General features: G+C 66.0%; 18 protein-coding genes. 9 read left to right on the forward strand and 9 right to left on the reverse strand.

Translation table 11 applies throughout. The features are described 5' to 3' along the window. Nucleotides 1-44: 44 nt before the first annotated feature. From ENSA7_RS39520 to ENSA7_RS39545, 6 genes are all read left to right on the forward strand, one after another. Nucleotides 45-2,822 carry a serine/threonine-protein kinase gene (locus tag ENSA7_RS39520; protein ID WP_181234569.1) on the forward strand — a complete coding sequence of 926 codons (2,778 nt, stop codon included), beginning with the start codon at nt 45-47 and terminating at the stop codon, nt 2,820-2,822. Next, nucleotides 2,819-3,841, forward strand: a complete 1,023-nt coding sequence (locus ENSA7_RS39525) for a trypsin-like serine peptidase (RefSeq protein ID WP_106094622.1) — start codon at nt 2,819-2,821, stop codon at nt 3,839-3,841. Before ENSA7_RS39520 ends, ENSA7_RS39525 begins: the two co-directional genes overlap by 4 nt. A gap of 12 nt (nt 3,842-3,853) precedes the next feature. After that, a complete protein-coding gene (locus ENSA7_RS39530) occupies nt 3,854-4,309 on the forward strand; it encodes a hypothetical protein (RefSeq protein WP_106094623.1) in 456 nt (151 codons plus the stop codon). A 259-nt stretch (nt 4,310-4,568) separates the two neighbouring features. Then, nucleotides 4,569-4,952 (forward strand): Nif11 family protein, encoded by a 384-nt coding sequence (locus ENSA7_RS39535; RefSeq protein WP_146158677.1) that lies wholly within the window; start codon nt 4,569-4,571, stop codon nt 4,950-4,952. Nucleotides 4,953-4,959: 7 nt separating this feature from the next. Then, nucleotides 4,960-8,244 carry a type 2 lanthipeptide synthetase LanM family protein gene (locus tag ENSA7_RS39540; RefSeq protein ID WP_106094625.1) on the forward strand — a complete coding sequence of 1,095 codons (3,285 nt, stop codon included), beginning with the start codon at nt 4,960-4,962 and terminating at the stop codon, nt 8,242-8,244. 263 nt (nt 8,245-8,507) lie between these two features. After that, a complete protein-coding gene (locus tag ENSA7_RS39545; RefSeq protein WP_146158678.1) occupies nt 8,508-9,101 on the forward strand; it encodes a hypothetical protein in 594 nt (197 codons plus the stop codon). Nucleotides 9,102-9,793: 692 nt separating this feature from the next. Here the strand turns inward: ENSA7_RS39545 and ENSA7_RS42815 are convergent. Further along, nucleotides 9,794-9,985 carry a hypothetical protein gene (locus ENSA7_RS42815; RefSeq protein WP_146158679.1) on the reverse strand — a complete coding sequence of 64 codons (192 nt, stop codon included), beginning with the start codon at nt 9,983-9,985 and terminating at the stop codon, nt 9,794-9,796. Between ENSA7_RS42815 and ENSA7_RS39555 the strand changes: the two genes are divergently transcribed. Both ENSA7_RS39555 and ENSA7_RS39560 read left to right on the forward strand, forming a co-directional pair. Then, nucleotides 9,984-10,226 (forward strand): hypothetical protein, encoded by a 243-nt coding sequence (locus ENSA7_RS39555; RefSeq protein WP_146158680.1) that lies wholly within the window; start codon nt 9,984-9,986, stop codon nt 10,224-10,226. The two genes, ENSA7_RS42815 and ENSA7_RS39555, sit on opposite strands and share 2 nt — an antisense overlap. Then, the gene (locus ENSA7_RS39560; RefSeq protein ID WP_106094629.1) at nt 10,226-10,585 is read left to right on the forward strand and encodes a DUF3703 domain-containing protein; all 360 of its coding nucleotides are present in this window, start codon (nt 10,226-10,228) and stop codon (nt 10,583-10,585) included. The genes ENSA7_RS39555 and ENSA7_RS39560 overlap by 1 nt, the downstream gene beginning before the upstream one ends. Nucleotides 10,586-10,624: 39 nt before the next feature. On the opposite strand, the gene ENSA7_RS39565 is transcribed toward ENSA7_RS39560, so the two are convergent. Continuing rightward, nucleotides 10,625-12,637, reverse strand: a complete 2,013-nt coding sequence (locus ENSA7_RS39565) for a calcium-binding EGF-like domain-containing protein (protein WP_106094630.1) — start codon at nt 12,635-12,637, stop codon at nt 10,625-10,627. Nucleotides 12,638-12,651: 14 nt separating this feature from the next. Continuing rightward, nucleotides 12,652-13,968 carry an FG-GAP repeat domain-containing protein gene (locus tag ENSA7_RS39570; RefSeq protein WP_106094631.1) on the reverse strand — a complete coding sequence of 439 codons (1,317 nt, stop codon included), beginning with the start codon at nt 13,966-13,968 and terminating at the stop codon, nt 12,652-12,654. Between the two features lie 88 nt (nt 13,969-14,056). Between ENSA7_RS39570 and ENSA7_RS39575 the strand changes: the two genes are divergently transcribed. Further along, on the forward strand, nt 14,057-15,160 hold the full coding sequence (locus ENSA7_RS39575; RefSeq protein WP_244924060.1) for a hypothetical protein: 1,104 nt from the start codon (nt 14,057-14,059) through the stop codon (nt 15,158-15,160). Between the two features lie 8 nt (nt 15,161-15,168). On the opposite strand, the gene ENSA7_RS39580 is transcribed toward ENSA7_RS39575, so the two are convergent. The 6 genes from ENSA7_RS39580 to ENSA7_RS39610 all read right to left on the reverse strand — a co-directional run bounded on the left by ENSA7_RS39580 (nt 15,169) and on the right by ENSA7_RS39610 (nt 25,004). After that, nucleotides 15,169-16,065, reverse strand: a complete 897-nt coding sequence (locus ENSA7_RS39580) for a hypothetical protein (protein WP_106094633.1) — start codon at nt 16,063-16,065, stop codon at nt 15,169-15,171. A gap of 57 nt (nt 16,066-16,122) precedes the next feature. Next, nucleotides 16,123-16,758, reverse strand: a complete 636-nt coding sequence (locus ENSA7_RS39585; RefSeq protein WP_106094634.1) for a hypothetical protein — start codon at nt 16,756-16,758, stop codon at nt 16,123-16,125. A 27-nt stretch (nt 16,759-16,785) separates the two neighbouring features. Continuing rightward, nucleotides 16,786-17,562, reverse strand: a complete 777-nt coding sequence (locus ENSA7_RS39590) for a hypothetical protein (protein WP_146158681.1) — start codon at nt 17,560-17,562, stop codon at nt 16,786-16,788. Nucleotides 17,563-17,576: 14 nt separating this feature from the next. Further along, entirely contained in the window at nt 17,577-20,672 is a 3,096-nt protein-coding gene (locus ENSA7_RS39595) for a TonB-dependent receptor (RefSeq protein ID WP_181234570.1), read from the reverse strand. Between the two features lie 165 nt (nt 20,673-20,837). Next, nucleotides 20,838-21,629 carry a TlpA family protein disulfide reductase gene (locus ENSA7_RS44740; protein ID WP_181234571.1) on the reverse strand — a complete coding sequence of 264 codons (792 nt, stop codon included), beginning with the start codon at nt 21,627-21,629 and terminating at the stop codon, nt 20,838-20,840. A 207-nt stretch (nt 21,630-21,836) separates the two neighbouring features. After that, nucleotides 21,837-25,004, reverse strand: coding sequence for an efflux RND transporter permease subunit (locus ENSA7_RS39610; RefSeq protein ID WP_106094638.1), 3,168 nt, complete (start codon nt 25,002-25,004; stop codon nt 21,837-21,839).

Genomic DNA, 25,004 nt, shown 5'->3' on the forward strand with positions numbered 1-25,004 from the left:
CTACGCACTGCTCTTGCGTGCGACCGGAACCGAACACGAGGCCCATGGGCATCGACATCGACCCCGATAGCACGCCGTCGTTCGACCTGCCGGCGCCGACCGAGTCGCACGCCAGTCGCGCGATGCGCTCGCGCATCGCCGAGCGCCTGTTCGACGAGGCCAGCCCTGCCCAGTCGATCGCCCACTACCAGGTCCTGCGTCGGGTTGGCTCGGGCGGGATGGGGGTCGTCTACGCGGCCCGAGACTCCAAGCTCGACAGGGTCGTCGCGATCAAGCTGGTCAAACGATCATCCATGGCCGGCGGAGGCCACGAGCGCTTGATCAGCGTGGCGCGGGCGCTCGCCAAGCTCTCGCACCCCAACATCGTTCAAGTGCATGAAGTCGGCGCCCACGAGGGTGACGTCTATATTGCGATGGAGTTTGTCGAGGGCCAGACGCTCAGTCACTGGCGTCGCCAGACCCGGCCATCGCTGAACAAGCTGCTGCAGGTGTTTGTGGCCGCCGGTCACGGCCTCGTCGCAGCCCACGAGGCGGGCATCATTCATCGTGACTTCAAGCCCAGCAACGTGCTGGTCGGGTCCAACGGTCGCGTGCGCGTCGTCGACTTCGGCCTCGCGTGTACGGCGATCGAGGGCGCGCCGACGACCACGGACCATGCGACGACCTCCGGCTCGCCCACGTCGAGCACCCGGGTCGTCGGGACGCCGGGCTACATCGCCCCGGAGCTATTTGCGGAGCGGCCCGCCGACGAGCGCAGCGATCAATTCGCGTTCTGTGTAGCCCTCTGCGAGGCGCTGAGCGGCCAACAACCCACCACTGGTGAGCTGCTTCGGGTGCGACCGCTGTGGCTGCGGCGCGCGCTCGAGCGTGGCCTCGCCGAAGATCCGGCGCAGCGCTGGCCAAGCATGGCCGGCCTGATCGCGACCCTCGACCGCACCCGTCGCATCCGGCGTCGCGCTGGCGTCGTGCTGCTCGCGGCTGGGCTACTCGGCGGATTCGGCTTGGCACAGGCCATGAGCCCCAGCCGGGCCGATTGCAGCGAGATAGGCCGGGAGTTCGACGCCGTGTGGAACGACGAGCGCCGGGATCTGGTGAATGCCCACCTCGACGCTGGGGGCCCGGCGTGGACCAAGGCCGTCAGCAATCAACTCGAGCTCGCGTTCGCCGAGCAACGCGAAGCCTGGCTCGACGTGCGTGAGCGTGTGTGCAAGGGCTCGCTCGTCAACGATGAATCTGGCGATCTGCAGCTCGCCCACGCTTGCCTCGACCGGCACCTGCAGCGAATCGATAGTCTCGTCCAGTTCGTGTTGTCGGCGGACCCGCGGACGCTCGTCAACATCGACGATCAAATCGCTGAATTAGGTGATCCACGAGCGTGCGGCGACGGCTCGAGGCTGCTGGCGGCGCCTCCTCCTGGCGAACACGTCGACGAGATTCGGCAGCTCGAGCTCGAGCTCGACAAGCTCGGCTTGCGGGTGGCGGGTGGCGACTTCACGACGGCCGTGTCGCAGAGCTCGCGCTTGCTCGAGCGTGCGCAAGCCGTGAACTATCCCCGGATCCTCGCCGAGGTGCTCGAGCTGCAGTCGGTGATCGCCAGCGAGCGTGGCGACGCACACAGCGCTGTGGCGGCCAGCATCGAGACCGCGCTCGCGGCCGAGTCCGCCGGCGACGACCTGCAGGTGTTCCTGGCCCGGCGGCGCCTGGTCGATCTGTACGCCGAAGAGCTCGACAATCTCGACGCCGCGAAGCTGTGGTACGCCCAGGCCCAGGCCAGCTTCGCGCGCCTGGGCTCGCCCGCGGTGTTGGAGGTCGCGCTGCTCGACGCGAGCTCCGAGCTGGCCGTCGCCGCCGGGGAGCTCGAGCGCGCCCAGATCGAGCTCGAGCGCGCGCTCGAGCGCGCCCGCTTGCTCGACCCGGCGCACCGCCGCGTCGAGCAGCTCGAGCTCTCGCTCGCCAACCTGCTGGCTGATCGCGGTGATCACCCCGGCGCCCTCGCTCGCTATCGGTCGCTCGCCGAGCGGCAGGCTGCCCGACTCGGGGCCGACCATCCGAGCGTCGCCAAGATCGAGCACAACCTCGGGCTGCTCCACTTCGAGCTCGACGACCTCGACCAGGCGCAGGTGCACCTGGACCGGGCGCTCGACATCCAGACCCGTGCGTTCGGCGATGACGCTCCCCAGCTGCTGCCGACCCTCGCGCTGCTCGCCCAGGTCGCGCTGGGCCGCGACGATCCCGAGCAGAGCCTGACGATCGCCACGCGCATGATCCCGCTCGAGCACGCCGGCTTTCCGATCGAGGACGATCGCCACTTCAACGGCTCCCGCTTGCTCGCCAGGGCCTACATGGTCAAGCACGACTACGCGGCCGCGCTGGCGGTGGACGAGGCGCTGCTGACGGATCCGCCTTCGCAGATGCCCGCGGAGATCCGCGCGGACCTCGAGCTCGAGCGCGGATGGTTGTTGTGCCGACTCGAGCGATGCATGGAAGCTCGGGCAGCCTTTGAATTTGCGGGCGCCTCGGCCGACCCCGCCACGCAACAATGCGTGGCGCTGGGGCTGGCCGAGGTCGACCTCGCGCGAGGTGACGCGGACGCGGCGTGGGCGAGGCTCGAGGCGCTGGACGAGCTGCTGCCTGAAGATGCGTTCGATCCGGGGTTTCAGGCGGAGCTCCACGCGATCAGAGCGCTGACGCTCGCCCAGCGCTCGCCCGCGAGCGAAGCGCTCGACGCAGCGCTCGCGCTTGCTGCTAAACATATTGATAGCTTGCCACCTGATCTATCGAAGCACGTCGAGGCATTGCTCGACAGCCAGGATCAACAATGAAGCATCAACACTCGTTCCACATCATGACTCTTACATCCGCTCTCATACTCGTCAGCGGCTGCGGCCAGAAAGCAAACAGCCTAGCGCCGGAATTGGCAACGGACCCCACCGTAGACTACGAAGCGTCGACTATGGCGAACCCAGCCAACACTGATTTGCCGGCCGTCAACTCGACCGCCTTCATGGTGTCCACATTTGGTTCCATTCATCACCTGGGCGACGACGGCAAGACGCTCATGCTCCACAGCGGCAAGCCACTCTACCAAGCGTACGACAAACCACCATGCCCGAACACGATGCTCGCCCCCTTCGCCAATGAAGCACGAGTCACTGGCTGCACGGCGACCTTGATCGCTCCCAATCAGGTCCTGACTGCCGCGCATTGTCTGACCGGCGACAACAAGGATCTGAGTCAAACCTACTTCGTCTTCGGTCGCACAATCCACTCCGATCTCGCTGGGCCTAAGTCGCCTGGAGAGAAAATTGAGGTCTCCCCAGATCACTGGGTCCGGGCCGAGTGTGTCTCGGCCGGTGATCTTGCCCCGGGCGACGTCCCACCAGATTGGGTCGTCGTGCAGCTCGAACAATCGGTCGTCCGCACAGTCGCCCCGCTGGCCCCGGCGGACGAGCCAGAGGGCGAGGTGGCCATGTACGCGCACCCGCTCGGGCTTCCGCTCAAGCACATTTCCGTCCAGTTGAGCGCACGTCCTGGCGAGGCCGAGTTCGACGCAGCGAACGGGAACTCCGGCGCGGCGCTGCTGGACGCCAACGGAGGCGACATCATTGGTGTCGTCAACGGTGGCAGTCACGTTACAGGTGCCCGCTCGGCCTTCGGCCAATGCGCGACACCGGCCTGGTGCCCGCGGAACCACTGTGGGGGACAGCCGTATACACCAGTGTCAGCGTTCGCTAACTGGAAGACAGCCGGTGTTGCGCCGCGGCTTCGAAAGTATCTCTCCAAGCACGTTCCGAACTGCCCTAAACCCTTATCTACCCTCACCAGCAACACACGCGAATAGAAAGCCCAACCCATGCCACTCATATACCAAATCTGGTACGCGCCCAAAGACCCTGGTGATCCTGCTGATGTCTGCGCATCAGGGTCGTCGCTGAGCCTCACGCTCGTCAACAATCACGAGTGTACCTACACGGATACGGCCGGCCCTCATGACGTCGCCTTCGTCAAGGTCATCTACTCGAAGGACGCCGGCGGCAATTTCCCGACCAGCAACTTCACCATCACGGCTTCGCCGAATCGCTGGAAGGTCGAGCCGATCTACGGCTCTGCCTTCTCGGGCACACCGACATCGATCGGGACCTGCTATGCCGCGGATACCGGCGAAGCTTGGCTGCTCACGATCACGCCGCCCGAGTACGCGACGACCGAGACTGCGGCGTCGACCCTGTGGACGTTTGGCGTCACCACCCCACCACCGAAGCTCAAGGTGATCGTCAAGCGCCAGGACCTCACGCTCGCCTGCCCGTGAGCGTCTCCACGAGATCGAGCCGGTTGTCGGCAGACTCTCGCAAAATGCGAGCGCTGGCGCCAGCCAGCGCTCGTTTGCTCGTTGGCCCTCACGCAACGCAACTCGAGCCGCCAGATCTCATCAAGTCCCTCAACAACGCCTCACACGCGCCGTGGCTCCTCTTCGCAGCTTGCGAGCGTGAATATCGCGTCGATCACGACCCCCAACCCGCACGCGGGTTGCGCTGAGTCGCCCCCCGATGGTAGTGGTGGTCGTTGACATGAGTCTGAAAGCAGAGAACGCGATCGATTCCTTCACGCAAGCGGTCCGAAAGAGCCCGGACCTGCAGCGTAGCTTCATGAAGTGCAACACGCTGGAGGAGGTCGTGGGTCTCGCGGCCCAGGGCAAGTACGCGATCGAGGTCAAAGAGATGGTCGAGTACATCCTGAGCAGGAAGGACACCTCCTGGAGGGCGTTCTTCGAGCAAAATGGCGTGGACTTCGAGCTCTACGTCCGGGCCCGCACGACCGTCGAGCAGGAAATTCTCGACGCGCGCGCCGCTCGATTCAAGAAGACCGCGACCAACACCTACTGCGACTCGGCTACGGTGATTTCGTGCTACAGCTGTCCGACAGGGGTGCGCATCGGCTGCCCGCTCTGCTGACAGACTCATGCCCTCAAAGCCTGATTCCAAGCTCGTACATGACATTGTAGAGCGCGCTCGAACTATCCACGAGCGGCTCACGCAGGTTCGCGGCGGTTCGATCGACGTCCCACGAGCAGACACGTTCGCCGGGGCCGAGGGCCTCCAAGCGTGGCAGGAGGCGCTCTCCAGTCGCGGGAATCCTGAGCTGTTCGCGCGACGGCTGCACTGGGACGATCTCGAACTCAGCGATGCAGCAGCGGTGTACGCGGAGCTCCCGTCACCCGACCTCCCGAGCTGGGCGCGAGCCCTGCTCGAGATCCTGCGAGAGCTCGGGTCCAGCCCCGCGGCGGGCTCTTTGGCCGACCAAGCGCCAGCGGACGAGGCTCCGGTTCCCTTCGAGCATGTCTTGGGTCCGCTCGTGAGCATCGCGCGCGCCCGGCTCTGTCGTCAGCTCGGCGCCGAGCTCGACCCAAGGGTCGCGGCGTCGGCCATTCGCGACCTCGAGCGCCGATTGTTGCTCGACCTGAGCGAGATGTCGGCCCGAAGTCTGTGGGTCTTGTTCATCAACGATGCGCCACTCGGGCTGACGATCCTCTCGGCGATGGTCCCGGGTGCCGCTGACGCCCAAACCGAGTACTATGACCGCTTTGTCCAACAGCAACTAGACGATCGATTTCACACGCTGCTGACCAAGTTCCCCGTCGTGGGTCGAATGTGGGCAACGCGGATTTGTCAGTGGGTGGAGACCACCGCGGAATTCCTGGTCCGCCTGGGCAACGACTGGGCTGATCTGCAGGCGTTCGCAACCGATCAGGCCGCCGCGACCCAGCCGTTTCAGTCACTCGTATCGATTGCGACGGGCCTCTCCGACGCGCACAACGGTGGACGCCAGGTCAGTATCCTGACCTTCGACAACGGGTTTCGCGTTGTGTACAAACCGCGAGACCTTGGCGTGTCAGTCGCTTATCACGCCTTCCTGCGCTGGTGTGAGGCGCAGGGGCTCGGCCTTGGCCTGAAAGCCCTGAGCATCCTCGAAGGGGCGGGCTACGGCTGGGTTCAGCACGTCCCGCATGCACCGTGTGACTCGGACCGGGAGTTCTCCGTCTTCTACGAGCGTGCTGGCGGCCTGCTGTGTGTTCTGTATCTGTTGGGCGCCACGGATTGCCACTTCGAGAACGTGATCGCTTCGGGCGAAGATCCCCACGTCGTGGACGGCGAGACCCTCCTGTCGCCTCGCCACGATATCCGAGACGACTACGAAGACGCGAGCCTGGGTAACAACGTCGCCGAACGACGGTTTCGTGAGTCTGTCATTCGGACCAATGTGATACCCCAGTGGCGCTTTGCCCCGGAGCTCGGGAGCGTCGCGGACATCAGCGCACTCGGCAGCGCCTCGGAGTCGGCGGCCGATGTTCAGGTGCTCCTGTGGACGGCGATCAACAGCGACGGCATGCGCCCCCTGTACGGGAGTGCGCCTCAGAGCCGACTCCAGAATGTGCCGTTCTCGTCCGCTGGGCCGGCGGACTTCATTCAATTTCTCGACGAGCTTCGGTCGGGCTTTCGGACCACCTATCGGTTCTTGATGGCGCGGCGGGCAGAGTTGTTGTCGACACAATCGCCGCTCCGTGAGTTCCAGGGCAAGCGGGTTCGATTTGTGTACCGCCCAACCCACGTGTACCAAGGCCAGATCCGCGCGGGCTTCGACCCGGCGCTGCAGCGCGACGGGCGGGAGTGGAGCCTGAATCACGAGCAGCTGGTCCAGGCCTTCCTCACCGCGCCAGACAAACCCCGGGACTGGGCGGTGTTCCGCGACGAGATTCGTGAGCTCGAGCAGCTGGACGTGCCCTATTTCTACTGCGCCGCAAACGGCACCAGCTTGTGCTCCCGAACCCAGCAGATCGAGAATTTCTTCGTCGAGACCGCATTCGACGGGCTCCTCGAGCGACTGAAGACGCTGTCGCCGGAGGACCTCGAGTTCCAGGACCAGCTCATCCGGGCGTCTTATGCGGCCCGCCGGGTCCAGGCGTTTGGCCCGGTCGAGGAGTCGGCGAGCGAGGGTCATCTCGATCCGCAAGCCTCGCCCCTCGATCCCGCCCTGGCCTTGGAGGAAGCGGAGCGAATCGCCAATGATCTCGCCCGCACCTGCATCCGTGATGAGAACGGCACGCCACATTGGTTGGACTTCTCATACTCGCCGTCATTTGGGACCGTGGAGCTGAACCTCACGGGCCCATCGCTGTACGCCGGCTGCTGTGGGATTGCCCTGTTTCTCGCTAGCCTCGACGCCGTCAAGCAGACCGACGATTACGGCGATCTCTGGCGTTCTGCGCTGTTGCCCATCGAGGGAAAAGTCGGCGAGTACAGCCGCGACGACTGGGCCGAGAAGCTCGGCATCGGCGGCGGAAACGGGCTTGGTGGGATCCTCTATGCGCTGTCGCGGATCGCGGACCTGCGGCCGATGGAACACGCACGGATGCGGCATCTGGCCGGGCAGGTGATGAATCTGGATGTGCGGGGCCTGGTCCGGTCCAAGCAGGAAACCGACATTATCGCGGGCGCCGCCGGGTTCTTGCTTGGCGCGCTGTCGGCGTTTGATGCGTTCGGCGACTCCCGCTACCTCGAGCTGGCTCAGTTTTGTGGCGAGTCCATTGTCGCCAAACAGGAGCGGGACGGCGGCGGCTGGAACCAGGTCGGGTGCCATGTGCCCGCGACAGGTTTCTCGCATGGTGCCGCTGGGATCTCCCACGCGCTGATGCGGCTGCACGAGCTGGGCGGGGACGAGTCGCTCCGGGAGGCCGCCGAGCGGGGGGTGGCCTACGAGGCGTCCGTGTTCGACCGGGCGAGCGGCAACTGGCCGGTGCTGCGCGACTCCTTCTCAATCGCTGACGCGGATCATTTTCGAGTCAGCTGGTGTCACGGCGCGCCCGGGATCGGCTCGAGCCGCCTGGCTGCGCTCGAGAGCCATGATCATGCGGCGGGTCGTGCTGACCTGGAGGCCGCCATCGAGACCACGCGAGCGCATCCCGTCACCGCACTGGACCAGGTGTGCTGCGGAAATCTCGGGCGCTTGTCGTTCCTGTTCACGGCCGCACGCCACCAAGGGGACATCGCGCTGGAGCGGGCGGTGCTGACCCGGGCCCGCTGGTTGGTGGAGCGAGCCCGACAGCAAGGCCGCTACGGCCTGTTCCACGGGGAAGAGCTGCAGGTCGACAACCCCGGTTTCTTTCAGGGGAACGCCGGGATCGCCTACACGCTCCTGCGGTTCACCCACCCCGAGCTGCTGCCAGATGTCCTCGTGTTCGGCTGCTAGAGCACCAATCAGTTTGAATTCACGACGCCATGCACATCTGGGGCCGCTCCTGCCGTTGTCGCTCGGCGCTCGCAGTATGCCGGATACAGCTTCGGCCTCGCTCCTAGGCAGGAACGGCCCCAGACGCACCTGACGACGCGACTCCAAACTGATCGGCGCTCTAGGGCGAGCGGCTGTGATGGGCCCGACGAATCTGAGAGCGAATTGAAGAAGCACTGGCGCTGACAACGGGAGTGGGTAAACTGCCGGCTCCGGTGGGACTCATGAGTGATCGGCTGCCCCTCTTTCCGATTCATGTTCACTTCTCCGATGGTAACCATTGGACCCTGGACACTGAGCTTGAGCTGACCCAAAACCTCGAATGGTTCGACAGCGACGACCCGGAGGAGGAGGCCGAAGTCACCGACGCTCTGGGCCGGCGTGTCTCCGTGAAGATCGAGTGCTTCAGGATGCTTCGTCTGGAGCTCGTGTCGTTCCCGATCCGCGGGCCACTGATCTTTGTGGGGTCCAGTGGGGCATCGGACGTCAGAGCCTTCCGCGATGCGGCCCACGCGATCTCTCGTGTCGAGACGATCGATGTGTCAAACGGAGGGTATGGCGACCACGGATGGGACGCGGACGGGCGCTTGATCAAGTTCGTGTTGCGAGAGCCTGGGCCGCCCGGAGTCCTTCAACGACTATTTCGCGTCGTGCCCGCCGCGACGGTCGAGTTGCGCATGCTCGACACATCGCCAGAGCCCGAGGCTTTGCGTCGAGTTCTCATCGCGTGTCTCGTTGAACAGACGGTCGCTCAGGCTGCCGCGCTGGAGGCGATGTCGCTGGGCGAACTGCTTGGCAGCGTCCCGATCAGCGCTTGACGTCAGTGAGCTTCGCCAAGGACTTCGACGCGCAGCGTGGAGAACGCGAAGGCATCTGCTGGCGTACCATCGCGCCGATGCCATTTCGTGCACGGACTGTGCCGACCGAGCGCCAACATGCATCAGGCGCCAGCACGGGCAAAGAGTGACTCTCTATCTACCCGGGATACCGTTCAATCCGGATCCCGTCACAATAGAGAAGGCGACGACACGTGTCACCATCTACGCTAACGGTGCAAGAGGCCCGCGCTACCCCCCCGAGGATCAGCCGCTCCTGCATATTGCTCCGATGCCAACCATTCGTGACGAACAGGTTCGCCGTGATCTCCCCGTGGTCGTTTCGTCTCGGTACCATGGCGTCGTCGCTGATGGCACCTGGCACTATCCAGTCCACACCCCCCTGATCCTCGAGCGTGGAGCAACCGCCCGCGGTAAAATGTACATGTGTGCCTTCACCCGTGAGGAAGCAGTCGCCCGAACCCACGGTCACAGTTCCTTTGCGTAGCTCATCGGCGACAGCTTCATGGAAACGGTCACAGTCGAGCACCTCGACTCCGTAGAGCAGGATGGTATTTCCCGCCACTTCGACCCGCCCACACTCACCAGGCACCGCGTCGTTGTATCCTCGTTCGTTCGTGCACGCCACGAGCGCGGCGAGCACGACCACAACCCGGGAGGTGGAACGCACGGGGCTAGTGCCCCCCTGCCCAATCATCCTGGTCGTACCCGATGCCCACTGTCGAGCCTGCGTTGATACTCTGGCTGATGATCCGCCCGCCGGCGTCGAGCCCCCACGACACCGTCCCCGCTGTGTCGCCGCCGCTCCATTTCTCCGAGATCAGCACCGAGCCATTGTACGTGAAGTCGCGCGGACGCGCGCCCATGATCAGCACAAGCTCACCGCCACTCGGGTACGCCGCGGTCTGCGTGTTGGGGGTTGCTGCCTGCGCCCGGACCACCACCACCGACGAGCCCGAAGATCTCGCGGGCATGGCCGAGATCCCCGCTGAGTTGTACGGTGGCGGTTGTGAAGGGGGACCGCACGTCTCGGATCAGAACCTGCCTCGCCACGAGGTCACATTGAAGCAGTCGATGTTCCGCGGCGATGGCTGGGTACGGTCGTGATGGGCCGGCCGACGCCCGAACTGCGCGACCTGCTGCGATCTCACCTCGTGAAGGCGCGCTCGGCCGAGCGCGCAGGCGATCACGCACAGACGTGGGTGTTGCTGGAGGACGCGCATGTGCTCAGCCAGCCATGGGCCGTGTGGCACATCCGGGTTCACGCTGCCATGTTGAGGGTCGGTCTTCGTCGTTGCGATCGTCGCGAGGTGGTCGGCCAGGTCGTGCGCCTGCTCGTGGCCGGTCCCGGCTCGTTGACCGGCTGGTACCCAGTGGGCAACACCGGGCGGGCGTCGGTGTCGGCGACCCTTCCCATGCCGGTGCGTGCCGACCTTGCCGACGTGCTGCGCCGGTCGGGTCATTGACGCCCGCCGGCTCCCCCCGATCGCCCGAGGCCGCAACCATCACTCGATCGTAACGCAGGCGAAGCGCCCGTTCTCGTTCTCCGGCATGGTCACGCTCGCCTCGGACCGGTAGTAGACCCCATAGGTCCCCGCGACCAGGTTGGCCGTATATACCGAGAACGAGTCGCCGAGCAGCACCGAGTCTCCGCCGGGGGCGCGCAGGTACAGCTGCCCGCCATCGCTGGGGCTGTTCGGGGCCTCGCCGCCCTCGAGCACGATCGCGCCGCTGAGGCTGACGATCGGAACATCGACATCAAAGGCCATGCCCAGGCCGATCGACACGGTCTCGAGCAGCGCGTTTTGATTGCCGGGCACCTCGCCGCCGGCCTCTTGCACGTAGAAGACCTGGTACTCGCCAGGCACGACGACCGCCGAGTAGCTGCCGTCGTGGGTGCTGCCGAGCAGCACCGAGTCGTCGGTCGTGGTGCTGCGCAGGTAGATGCGCCCGTCCTCATAGTCGGAGGCGGGCGGCGGGGCGCCAGCGAAGGTGAAGCTGCCCGAGATCACAACGGCGTCGACGTTGAGGTCCAAGCTGTCGGTGGCCATGATCGACGCCCCCGCGAGCACCCGCGCGGCCTTGTTGTTGGGGACCGTGCCGCCCGAGGTCTCCAGGGCGTAGAAGGCGTCGTAGCTGCCGGGGATCAGGTTGGCCAGGTAGGCCCCGTCGTGGGTGTTGCCGAGCAGGACCTCATCGTCAGAGTCGACGCCGCGCAGGTAGACCACGCCGTCGTCGAACTGGTTGGCCGGCGGGGCGCCGCCGTTGATCGTCAGCGCGCCCGAGAGCTCGACCATGGGGATGTTGATCGCGGTCACGTTGGGGTCGGGCGCGTCGATCGATCCAAACTGGGCGCGCTCGTTCTGCGGCACGTTGGGGCCGGTCTCGTGCTTGTAGATCAGCCGGTAGCTGGCGGGGATCACGTTGATGTCGTAGCTGCCGTCGTGGGTGTTACCGAGCGCCACGGTCCCGGCGGTGTCCGACTCGAGCACGATGTTCGCGTCGTCGTACTCGCTGGCGGGCGCGGGCGCGTCGTTGATCATGAACTGGCCCTGCATGGGCGTGCTCGGAATGTCGATGTCCAGCAGCCCGTTGCTGACCAGGTTCGCGGTGGTGAGCTGCGCCCCGTCGTTGCGAGGGGTGATCGGGCCGGGGGTCTCGACCCGGTAGATGATGTCGTACGCGCCCGGGACCAGCCGCACGCTGTACATGCCATCGTGGGTGTTGCCGGCGAGGACCTCGTTTTGGGTCTCGTGATCCCGAAACCGGATAGTGGCGTCGTCGTACTCCATGACCGGAGGCGGCGCCCCGTCGAGCGTGATCGCGCCAGCTTGCGCGACGACCGGAATGTCGATGTCGCTGATCTCCAGCTGGTCGAACAGCGCGACCTGCCCGAGCCGGGCCCGGGGATTTTGCGGCATCAGGTCGCCCGCGGTCTCGACCTCGTAGATGACGTCGTAGATGCCCGGGGTCACGCGCACGGCGAACTGCAGATCATGGGTGTTGCCAACCCACACGCGGTCGCCCGTGCGCGGGTTCTCGAGCCAGATGTTGGCGTCGTCGTACTCCTGCTTGGGCGGCATCGCGCCAGCGAGCAAGAACTGACCCTCGAAGCTGACGATCTCGAGCCCGAGATCGTGGCTGTTGGCGTCGATGACCAGACAGTCCCCACAGTAGTCGCGGTTCCAGTCGGTCCCCTCGGGGCACTCGCAGTAGTGCTCGCCGCCGATCTCCACGCACGAGCCATCCTCGCCACACCAGAGCTCGCACGTGTCGTCGCCGGAGTCAGCGTCGCCGTCACCAGGATCACCGTCACCGTCACCGTCGGGGTCCGTGTCGTCGGTGTCAGCGTCGGCGCCATCGACCGAACCGCTGGTCTCTTCACCAGTGAAGCCCTCGCCTGCCCCGCTGAAGTCGGCGCCGGAGCACGCGGTCGAGCTGGTGAGCGCCAGCACGACGAACAGCGAGAGGGGGTGACGCGTGGCGATCTGGGGGTAGGTTGGACGCAGCTTGTTCATGGTGAGCACTCCCGCTAATGACTAGACACCAACAACGTCACGCCGCCGCCGCCGCCGGAGCTGGCGACGAGCACGTCGTCGACTCCATCGCCGTTGACGTCCCCGGCCGCCAGCGCGATCGGGCCAGCGATGACGCCGTAGTTGACCTGCTTGGCGAATCCGCCCGCGCCGTCACCGATCAAGATCCCGAGCCGGTCCTCACCGCGGTTGGCGACGGCGATGTCGAGGATGCCGTCGCCGTCGAAGTCGCCGAGCGCGACGTCGCGCGGGGTGTCGCCGACCAACAGCACGTGCTCGTCGACGAGCTCGCCCAGGCCGTCGCCAAACAGCACGCTGAGATCGTCGCTGCCCTGGTTGGGGACCACCAGATCGAGCGCGTCGTCGCCGTCGAGATCGGCGACCGCGACCGCGCGCGGCTGGCTGCCGACCCCGTGAGCGACCGGCAGCGGAAACCCGCCGCCATCTTGCAGCAGGACCACCGCGGCGTCGCTGCCGACGTCGGCGAGGACCAGGTCGCCCAGCTCATCGCCGTTGAAGTCGGCGACGGCGACCGCCAGCGGCACGCTGCCCGCGGGGTAGTTGGTTGCGATCCCAAACGAGCCCGCGCCGTCGCCCACCAGCACGCTCAGGTCGCCGCTGTTCTCGTTGGCGACGACCAGGTCCAGGGCCGAGGTTCCACCGAGATCCGCGAGCGCCAGACCGCGCGGCGCGGCGCCAGTCATGTAGCCCTGCCCCGCCGCGAAGCTGCCGTCGCCCTGGCTGAGGAACACGAGGACCTGATCTTGCTCCGCCACGCTAGCGATCACGTCGGCGTGTTGGTCGTTGTCGAGATCGCCGACGGCGACACCCAAGACCCCGCCGCCGCTGGCGAGCACGACCGGCCGCGAGAAGCCGCCGTCCCCGACGCCGAGCAGCACGATCGCGCGATCGAGCTGCCCAACGACGACATCGAGGATCCCATCACCGTTGGTGTCGCCGACCGCGATCGCGCCAGACGACTGACCCACGGCCACGTTGATCCGCTCGAAGCACAGCTCCCCTGGCGCGACGACACCGTCGCCGCAGCCCGAGTCCACGCCGGTCTCACCGGTCTCGGTATCAGTCTCAGTCTCGGTCTCGGTCTCGCCCGACTCGGTCTCCGGCAGGTCCATGTTCGGGCCGGACTCGGTCGTGTCGTCGGTGCTCTCGCTGCCAGTCTCGAACGTGACCAACGGGGGCTCGTCGTTGCAGCGGCACCCGTCCAGCAGCACGACGCCCACGACCAGCAACCATGCCAGCCGATCGTGCCTCGCACAGCGAATTCCCAGACCCGAGTACCGAACACGCTGCATGGTCGCCAACGATCCTACGGGCTAACTCGGCTGCTGAAAAGCTGATAGGGTCGGCGCGTCCGATATGCACCCAGCGTCGCCACACGTCATGTTTCGCTCCAGCTGCTTCATCGCCCTGGCCGGCGTGATGGCCATGGTCGTCGGCTGTTGGAGCGGCGAGGGCTCGCTCGGTCTACCCTGCGAGACGCAACAACACTGCGGCGTCGGGCTCGAGTGCGTCGCCGGGTATTGCGGAGGCGAGCCCAGCGACGCCCTGTGTGGCAACGGCTACCTCGATCCCGGTGAGGGCTGTGACGACGCCGATCGAAACGCCGAAGACGCCGCCTGCCGGCCCGACTGCACGCCCGAGACCTGCGGCGACGGGGTCCAGGGTCCAACCGAGATCTGCGACGACGGCAACACCAACCCCGGCGACGGCTGCAGCCCGACCTGCATGCCCGAGACCGGCTGCGGCAACGCGGTCGTGGATCCCGGCGAGGCGTGTGACGACGGCGGCGAGTCGGCCAGCTGCGACGACGACTGCACCGCGCCCGCGTGTGGCGACGGCAACCTCAACGAGACCGTCGGCGAGCAGTGCGACGACGACGATCCGCTGTGCCTGGACAACTGCACGCTGCCGCTGCTGTGGGACGACATGGAGGTCGACACGCCCTCGGTCGCGTGGACCCACGAGTTGGTCAGCGGTGGCCCGGTCGTGGCCGACAACTGGTCGGTCACCGGCCGCAACGCGCTGGGCAGGCGGTCTTGGGACAGCGGCCTGCCAGCGACGACGTCTGGCGATGTTCGGCTGATCACCCCGACGCTCGACCTCGCGCCGTTCGTGGGCGAGGGGATCGAGCTGCGCTTTGATCACGCGCGCAAGTTCAGCGACTGCGGCCTCGCGCCCTCCTACGAGGGTGCGGTGGTGGAGGTCTCGGTCGACGGCGGCCCCTACGAGGTGATCACCCCCGAAGACGGCTACACGCCCCCGGTGGTCGGCGACGGGCTGTGCGACATGAACCCCAACCCGCTCGACGGCCAGCAAGCGTTCACGCTGGACACCGACTACCTGACCGAGACCTTTGACCTGAGCGCGTACGCGGGCAGCTCGATCGCGGTCGGGTTCCGCGTGGGCTGGGACTGCGGCAACTGTCCGGTCGATCAGACCGGCCGCGGTTGGTTCATCGACAACGTGATGATCTCGCGCAAGTGAGCGCGGCGCTAAAACCGACCGACCAGCGCTAACCCGGCTTGGGTTCGATCGAAGCTGGGCACGAGCGCGACTCCGGGTGTGGCCGCGGCTCGGTTCTTGTTCAGCCCGACCACGAGCAGTCCGACGCCAGCGGCGAGCAACAGGCCGCCACCGACCCCTCCGGCGATCGCCAACGCGTTGCCGAGCCGGCCTTGCGCGAACCTGGCCCCGCGCGCGTCGAGATCATTGGTCGGGAGATCGGTGACGTCGTTGTTCTGGCTGCCCAGTACCATGCCACCCGCCATCACGCCGAGCCCGGCGACGCCCAGGCCGGTCAGCACGCCGCCCCCGATGACCAGACCGCGACCCGGCGCGCGTGACGACTCCGACTCCGACCTGGGCTCGGGATCGGTCTGTCGCGCCGCGGCCTCGCGCTCGGCGACCGCCTGCAGCTCGGCGTCGATCTTGGTCAGGCGCTCGACGACCCACGCCAGCTCCCGATCGCGCTCGTCCGCCTCTTCCTCGGTGTAGATCGTGTCGATGCTCGCGCGGTAGCTCTCGAGCAGGATCTTCGCCTGGTTGAGGTGCTCCACTCGCTCGTCGACCGCGTACGCGCGCTCGTGCGCCGCCGAGAGGTTGGCGATCAGCTTGGCCTTGATCACCGAGTACTCGGGCACGCTCGGCACCAGCCCATAGGCCGCCGTCCACCGCTCGATCGCCCCGGCGTAGTCAGCCGTCTCGAACATGAGGGCGCCCTCGCTGAACAGCCGCTGGGCTTCGTCGAGCGCGGGGTCATCCTCGTGGGCCGGCTCGGCCGACGGACTCACCTCACCCTCGGGCTGGGTGCGCGCGTGTGCGGACAGCGGCTGACACCAGGCGAGGAGCATCGCCGGAACGAGGAGCACGCAGGTGCCACGCGGGTCCATCGCGCGGACCCTAGCACGAGCGGCGCCGACAAGCGCCGCCGAACACTGGTCCTAGATCTAGAACCGTCCCGAGATCACCAGGCCACCGAGCGCTGGCGCCACGCGAACGCGCGCCTCGGTTCGTGACCGAGCCCCACGCCTGATCGCGGTGGACAGGACGACCCCGCCGACGGCCACGAACGCGAGACCCGAGGCCAACAGTACGCCACCGACTCGGGCCATGGCGTCACGCTGCTCGATCCGCTCGATCGCTGGCTGGTCTGCCGACTCTTGCAACCGGTCGCCGAGGACCGTGAACGTGATCGTCAAGCCCAGGCCGGTCGTCGCAACCACCCCACCCCCGGCCAGCAGCCCGATCCCGACCTTGCGCATGGTCTCGAGGTCTGGGCCCGGGTCGGGTGCCAGCACGATCGTCGGCCCGATCTCTGACCCGATCTCTGGCTCGGTCTCCGGCTCGGCGACTGACTCCTCGACTGGCTCGGCGCTGTCGACCTCGGGCTCGGGCGGCTCGCCCGCTGGCTCCGCCACGACAGATTGCTCGGCGTCGGCTGGCTCCGGCGCGTCGCCGAGCTCCACCTCATCGCCACTCGGCGGCGTGGCTGCGCTCACCGTGACCGGCGCGAGGACCAGCGCCACCGCCACCGTCAGCGCGATCCCCCACTCGCCCGCTTGCTCGATCGTCGTCGTTCGCATCTGCTCGCTCCTTGGATATCCGTCAGTTCACTCGTAGGCCGGCAGCGCGGCGTCCAACACACACAGCCCAAGCTCGACGTTGCACCGCAGCGCGAAGTCGGGGTTGATGCCGTTCTTGTCGTCGTCGCACTCGGCGTCGCTCTCGCAGGGCACGGCCGGGTAGACCCCCACGACGTGATACGAGGCCGAGCAGCCGTCTCGGGTGTACTCGAGGTCGGCCTCGAACTGGGTCCCCTGAGCGTCGGCCGAGACCACAAAGCGTGCATCGCTCCATTCGTAGGTGATCTCCGTGGCCGGCTGGGCCGGCAGGCTCTCGTCTTCGTCGGGGGTGTTGGGGTCATCCGGCGCGGCCTCGAGCTCGGGCAGCGAGACCTGGGCGCGCTCGAGTTCGTCCACCAGGCAGAAGTCGTCGGCGTTGGGGAAGCCGGCGCCAAAATCCCCGATCGCGTTCGCGTCGTAAAATTTATCATCGATATCAATGGCATCGCGCTGCGCGGCGTCGGCGATCAGCTCCCCGAGCGACTGCGGGCGAATCGCCACCTTGGCGTTCTGGTAGTCCGGCGTGCCGTACTTACCCCCCTCTTGCGAGTATGTCTGCATGCCGAGGACGTCGCCCACGAGCTGTCCGCACGGCGAGTCTGGATCTCCCTGCGTCAGCACATACTCGGCCGCAAAGTAACCGTGGGCGCTGGTGCAGTTGATCACCGGCTGCGTGCAGCTGGTCGTGAGCGCGGCCGCACCCGCGATCACCAGCAACGCCGAGGCCAGACAACGTGTCGAGGATATCGAGGACTGAGTCGTCATCTTTGTCACTCCGATCAAAAGTTCATCCGCACACCAAAGCGAAACAGCCGCGGCGACTGGTACGCGACCGGATTGCCAAAGTTCGGGTTTCGGTCGATCGGCGCGCCGGTGACGTCGGTGTGGCGCTCGAGATCCTCCAGGCTGCCGCCGGGGATCGGGACCACATCCGAGAATGTATAGTTCTGATCGATCCCGGTCACGGACTGGAAGTTGATCACGTTGAACACATCCATGGTCAGATCCATGGTCAGATCCTCGGTAAAGTACTTGCGGTAGCCAATGTTGGTGTCGAGGCGGAACACCCAGGGCAGCCGCTCACCGCCGCCACGATCGACCAAGAACGCCTCGCCGCTGCCGTAGAGCTCGTGCGAGCCCAGCACGTTGGTCGGGCCGCCCGACGTCGCCCGGAACGCGCCGCCGAGCATCACCGTGTTGCCATTGCCCAGCGGGATCTCACCCGCCGCGAACAGCTTGAGCGAGTGCCGACGATCGCCGGGCAGCGGGCCATAGCGATTGGCCAGCAGCGAGATCAGGTCAAAGTCAGAGTTGATGTTGGGGTCGAGCTGACCGGTCTCGGGCCGAAACAAGCCCGCGATGTTGCCCCGCAGCCACGCCAGGGTGTAGCTGCCCGAGAGCATCCAGTTGGTCGCAAAGCGCTTGTCAAAGTAGAGGATGACCGCGTCATACACCCGTCGGCCCTTGGGGAAGTCATTGGCGATCCCATAGCCGGGGTTACCGATGAAGTAGGTCGTGGCCTCGTCCCGACTCATGTCCTCGATCACGCGACTGAGCCAGCGGTGCGTGTAGTTGATCCCCAGCTTGCCGCCGGGGATGATCTCGTACTCGCCGCCAGCGACGATCTCATCGCTCGACTGCGGCTTCAGGTCGGGATCGACGGCGGTCTTGCCGGCCCCAAACGCGCTCCAGTAGCGATCGGGATCGGCGGGTCCGCCGGCTGGGAGCCGGCTCGCGTCCGACTGACACGCGGTGGCCTCACTCTCGGGATCGGCAGGATCGCAGATTGAGGCGTCATATAGCCGACGCACGCTGGGCTCGCCCGAGCCCGCACGATCGGCCAGATTGAGCGGCACGCTCTGATAAAAGCGCGCATAGTTGGCGAAGATCTTGGCCTTGCCGATCTGCGTGGGATCCCAGATGACGCCCAGCCGCGGCGAGACCTGGTTGGGCAGCGTCAGCGACAGCAGCCCATCGCCACCAAACAGCTGCTGGGCGTCGTAGCGCAGGCCAGCGTTGAGCGTGACCTTGTCCATGATCGACCAGCTGTCCTGCACGAAGCCGCCGATCGTGGTCGAGAACACGGTCCACTGCAGCGTGGGCAAGACCGTGGCCTGGTCGGGCCCGGTCAAATAGCCATAGCGCCGATAGTCGACGAAGTACGCGCCGTTGGGGCTCTCGCGGTACATCGTGGTCCCCGAGTAGCCGCGCTCGCTGTCGTACTGCATGTACTCGAAGTCGATGCCGAACTTGATGAGGTGGTGACCGGCGCCGGTCAGCAAGCGGGCCGCGGTCGAGCGGAACTGCAGGCGGTTGAGGCGGCGATCGTAGAGAAACCCGGGACCGCCCACGCGAAACACCGTCGCGGGGCAGGTGACCGTGCGCTGGCTCGTGTCGGTCGGATCCACCCATGGATCGCAGGCGCCATCCGGAGCGTCCGGGGGCAGCCGCATGAAGTCGGTGACCGAGTGATACTCGGGGCTGCTCTGGCGGTAGACCACGGCCGGCGTGCCCGCGAGTCCGGTGTCCGAGCCAAGCGCGCTGCCGTCGACGGGCTGGCTCTGGTTGACCTGATGGTGCCAGCCAAGGATCGTCGTGATGTCCCAGCGGTTGTCGTCGGCGAGCACGTTCCACTCGAGCTGCACGTCCGCCGCGTCATCTTTGTAGCGATGGGCCAAGGTGCCATAGGTGCCGAGCACCGACGCGACCTCGGGGCTGCCCGTGCTCGCGTCCAGTCCGTAGGTCCCGTTGCCACCCGAGAACGCGGGCGCATAGATCCCGAGCAATTCGAGGGTGTGGTTCGGTGCCGGCGTATAGGTGAGCTTGCCGAGCGCCTGCACCGTCGTGCCCTGGGCTTTGCGGTGGACCTCGGTGCCAGGGATTCGCTCGGTCAGGTTGAAGCCCGTCTCTGGGTCGGTCTGGATCTCACCGGTGTCCTGATCGACGATCACGCGGTTCCAGGTGGTTTCGATGTCGTAGGTGGTGTGCGAGACGCTGACGCCGCCATAGAACCACAGCTTGTCCCGAATGATCCGACCGCCCAGGTCAAAGCCAGCGTCCCCTAGCCACAGCAGCTGTCGCTCGGCCTGCACCGTCACGCCTTCACGCACCGGTGGCTTGCGGTAGCCCTCGAGCCGTCCGGGCGTATAGAAGACCCACACACCACCATGAAATTCGTTGGATCCGGTCTTGGTCACCGCGTTGACGATGCCGCCCGTGGCCCGACCAAACTCGGGCATGTAGCCGCCGGCCTCGACCCGAACCTCCTCGAGAAATTCGATGGTCAGCGCTGTACCATTTAGTCCAAAACCGGGGTCATTCACCGAGAGGCCATCGACATAGTATTTGTTCTCGGGCGAGCTCGTGCCCGCGACCGAGGTGCCATACATGTCCGACGTGGCCCCAGGCGTGGCCTCGGCCACGGACTCGAACGAGCGATTGGCCCCGCCCTTCCCGGTTGGCTGGGCGATCGGCACGCGTCGCATCATCTCGCGGTCGAGCGCCAAGCCCGTCGAGCTCGAGGCGGTGTCGACCGGCGGTGAGGTCACCACCAGCACGGTCTCCTCTTCGATCAGGCGCAGCGTGAAGTCGAGACGCGTGGTGGTGCCCGCGCGCAGCTGAATGTTCTTGCGCCGCTTGTCTTTGGCAGCGAGGTACTTGATCGTGATGTCGTAGATGCCGGGCGGGAGGTTGGGGATCCGATAAAACCCCGTCTCGTCGGTCGTCATCGTCCGCGCGCCCTGCAGCTTCTCGCCGGTGATGATGACGATCGCGCCCTCGATCCCCTCGCCTGTGTCGGGGTCGCGGATGACCCCGGTAAGCACGGCGTCGTTGGCAGCCTGAGCCGTCGGCACCAAGACAACCTGTGAGATCATCACTGCGACGATAGACAGGAAGATCGCCAGCCGGATTGTTCTGGACATTCAGTGCTGCTCCCCGCGACGGCCGAGATGGTGGGTGGCGGTCGCGGGTTTGTATCTATCTCCCTCGCCGGGTTTCGCCGGCGATTTATTTGCGCAGCAAGTCGACCCGGACCGGGGCTACGGGAGCGCGGCTTGGATCTCGGCGTTGGACGGCACGCCCATCTTGTTGACCTTCATGCCGGGCTCGAGCAGCATCGTGCCGGGCAGCGCGATCGACCAGCTGTTGCCGCCCTGGTTGACGCCGAATGGGTACCAGACGTCCTGGTGGCCGCTATATACGACCAGGCCGTTCTGGCCGTACTGGTTGGCCCACGCGACCACGTCGGCCTGCGCCGCCGGACCACCCGAACCATTCTCGCTCATGTAGCTGAGCGTCATCAACCCTTGGGTATCGTACATGTTGAACAGGCCTGCGACCGCGGGTGCCTTGGCTTGGCAAGAGCCACACCACAGGGCTACATATTCGAAATAGATGGCTTCGTGGCAAAAGTCGTACAGGCGGACCGCGTCACCAAACTGATCATTGAAGGTCCAGTCTGGGATCACGGTGCCAGGCCCGATCTGGCCGGGTTGCCAGCCGCCAGGCACGACTTGGTCTTGGCAGCACCCGATGTCCCACCCGCCCATGTACGGGCTCTCGCCGTCGCATGGATCGGCGTCGCCATCGCCGGTGGTTGGGTCGCCGTCACCGTCACCCGTGCCCGGATCGCCATCGCCCGTGCTGGGGTCGCCGTCGCCGGTCGGATCGGTGTCGCCGTCACCATCTCCATTGCCGTCACCGTCACCGTCACCGTCACCGTCGCCGCCGTCGGTCCCATAGGTGTAGGTGCCGAGCCCATCGCCGAACGGGTTTGAGCCGTCGTCTTCGGCGACGCAGCCAGAACCTGCGACGACGAGGCCCAAGCTCAACGAAACCCCAGTGATAGCTACCTTTGACATTGCGTGTCAGTCTGCGCAGACCGCTCACGGAAGATCAATCTGTATTTGGCGCCGCGTCCCGGAAAATCGAGGGACGGCGCGCAGCTCGACTTCATTGGTGAAAATCGAGTGATGCGCAGCGACCTTTGATGCACGCTTAGTAGCGAAATCGCCCGCGTGTGTGCGAACGACCGCCCACTACTCGCCGGCTGGGCCGCCGCTGCCGAACACCCGCGCGAACCACCGCTGGACCAGCTCGCGCAGATCATCGAACGCCGTGTAGCTGACCGGCACGACCACCAGGGTCAGGATCGTCGCGGTGGTCATGCCCCCGACCAGGGTCTTGCCGAACGGACCGTACGGGATCCCCTCGGCTGGCGCGTCGGCGAACGCGAGCGGCAGCATCCCGCCCACGGTCGTCAGCGCGGTCATGAAGATCGGCCGAAACCGCTGGATCCCGGCCTCGACGATCGCCTCGGTTCGGTCCAGCCCCTGCTCGCGCGCGCCGTTGATGAAGTCGACGAGCACGATCGCGTTGTTGACCACCACGCCGAGCAGCAACAACAAGCCGATCCCGGCGAGCGGATCGAGATCGCTGTCGGTCAGGTACAGGAACCACCACACGCCCACGAAGCTGAGCGGGATCGCGGGCAGCACCGAGAGCGGCAGCACGAAGCTCTCGAACAAAAAGCCCATGATCAAGAAGATGAACACGGACGCGAGGATCATCGCCATGATCAGATCCGTGGTCCCGTCGCCGATGCTGCGCGCCTCTTGATCGCTGTCGAAGGACACCCCGGGCGGCAGCTCGTAGGCGTTCAAGTAGGCCTGGACGAGGGCGACCGTCTGTTGCCGATCCTCGGGCTCGAGCTCGAGCTCGATCAGCGCCGCGACCCGCTTGTTGTTGCGGACCAGCACGGTCTCGCCCTTCTGAACGTGTTTTTGCGTCACCGTGCGGATCGGGACCGCGGTCCCGGCGTTGGTCGGGACCTTGAATTCGAGCAGATCGTCGAGCTCTTCGCGATCGGCCTCTTCGTAGCGGATCCAGACGTCAATCTCACGATCCTCGCCGTGAAAGCGTGGCAGCGGGCTGCCACGCAGGGCGTAGGCGATCGTGTTGCCGACCATGCCGGCCGAGACCCCGAGCCGCTCGGCCATCACCGGGTCCAGCGAGATCGCAAGCTCGTCGCGCTGGCTGTCATCACGCGACGAACCCAGCACCGAGATCACGCCGTCGAGCTTGTCGAGCTCCTCGGCCAGGGCGGTCTTGACGTCCTGGACCGAGCGGTGGTCGGCGCCGTAGATGAACACCGGGAACGAGTTGCTGGCCCCGCCGTCGGACTCGGCGAAGTTCGAGCGCTTGTTCCAGCCCGGCGGCTCGGGCATCTGTTCGAAGATCTGCTTGCCGGTCTCTCGGTAGGGCGGATCGCCCTCGCGCGGGGGATCGAAGAAGAACTCCACGCTCGCGAAGCCGGGCTCGACCTGCACGAACTCGCCGCCGACATTCCACCCCTCGCGGTTGTCGGCGAACCACACCTCGAGCTCGCGGAAGAACGCGTCGGCCTCTTCGAGGGTCACGTCCTGGGGCATCGTGTAGTGGACCGAGACCTGACGGCCGCCCATGTTTTGATCGCCCGCGCGGCTGACCCCGGTCTCGGGGTTGGCCGGGATCGCCAGCGAGGCCATGGCCAGCAGCCCGATCAGCACCACGTCCATGCGCCGTCGCAAGCTCAGGCGCAGCAGCTTGCCGTACAGCAGGCTGAGCCGGCCGAAGGTCTGCTCGTACAGCCAGGTCAGCTTGGTCTTCCACCACCGGTCGATCGTCATCAGCCGCCAGCGCAGCGTTCCAGGCTCGGCCGACTCGATCAGATCTCGATCGAGCAAGAACGCGGCGGCCATCGGGATCAGCACGAGCGCGACGAACAAGCTGGCCAGCAGCGACACGCACACGGGCGTGACCATGCGGACCATGAAGAATTGGGTAGAGCCCGAGCTCAGCAGCGCGGCCGGCAGGAACACGGCCATGGTCGTGGCCGTGGCCAGCGTGATCGGCAGCGCGACCTCGCTGGTGCCGTGCAGCGCGGCGGCGAAGCGCGAGACCCCGCGCCCGCGGTAGCGCGCGATGTTCTCCGCGACCACCACCGAGTTATCGACCACCAACCCAATGCAGATCATCAGGCCGATCAGCGAGACCAAGTTGATGGTCTGATCGGAGAAGTACATGAACGGCAGCGACATGAACATCGACAGCGGGATCGCCAGCGCGATCACCACCGTCAGCCGCAGCCGCCGCAAGAAGAACAGCAGCACGAACAGCGCCAGGATCCCGCCTTGCATGCCCGACTCCACGACCTGCTGCAGGCCCGTGACGATCGTGTTGCCCTGGATGAAGATCGGCAGGACCTCGAAGGGCGCCATCGTGGGATCCTTCATGGCCTCCGCGACCTCGGCCTTGACCCGCTCGGACACCTCGACGGTGTTGGCCTGCGACTCCTTGATGACGAAGATCACCAGGGACTCGCGGCCGTTGTAGCGGCTGAATTTTTCCTGGTTGGGGAAGTCGTAGAGCACCTCCGCGACGTCGTCGAGGCGCAGATCATTGGCTCCGACCACCACGTTCTCGAGCTCCTCGAGCGACCGATACTCGGCCATCGAGCGCAGCAGGTACTTGCCGTCGCGCTCCACGAGCGAGCCGCTGGCGAGGTTGAAGTGCGAGGACGACAGCGTCTGCGCGATCTCGAAGATGTTGAGGTTGGCGGCCTCGGCCAGCTCGCGGTCGATCTCGATGCGAATCTCACGATCGGCCTGGCCCCACGCGTTGACCAGACCCACGCCCTCGATGCGCTCGAGCCGACGCAACAGCCCGCGATCAATGAGGTCGCGCGGGTTGTCCAGGCCCTCGGGCCACGACACGCCGTAGAACGCGACCGGGATGTTCTCGGCCGAGTGCTTCTGGATATAGATCTGCTTGACGTCGTCGGGCAGATCACCGCGGACCCGGGCGACGCGATCGCGGACCTCGCGATAGGCGATGTCCATGTCGGCGTCCTGGTCGAACTGCATGTTCACCCGCGCCCGATTCGAGCTCGAGGTCGCGCTGATCTGGTCGAGCTTGGGCGTGGTCGCCAGCTCAGCCTCGAGCGGGCGCGTGATCTTGTCCTCGACGTCCTGCGCGGTCGCGTTGCCGTAGGGGATCTCGACCGACAAGAACGGCGCCGCCGCGCCGCTGGGGATCAGCTCGAGCGGGATGTTGATCACCGCGATCACGCCCAGCACCAGCACGCTGGCGAACACCATCAACATGGTGATCGGACGGCTCAGCGCGGTACGGACGACAGGGTTCTCGCGCAGGTGATGTCCGGCCAT

It is taken from the genome of Enhygromyxa salina, from assembly GCF_002994635.1.
Lineage (GTDB): Bacteria > Myxococcota_A > Polyangia > Nannocystales > Nannocystaceae > Plesiocystis > Plesiocystis salina_B.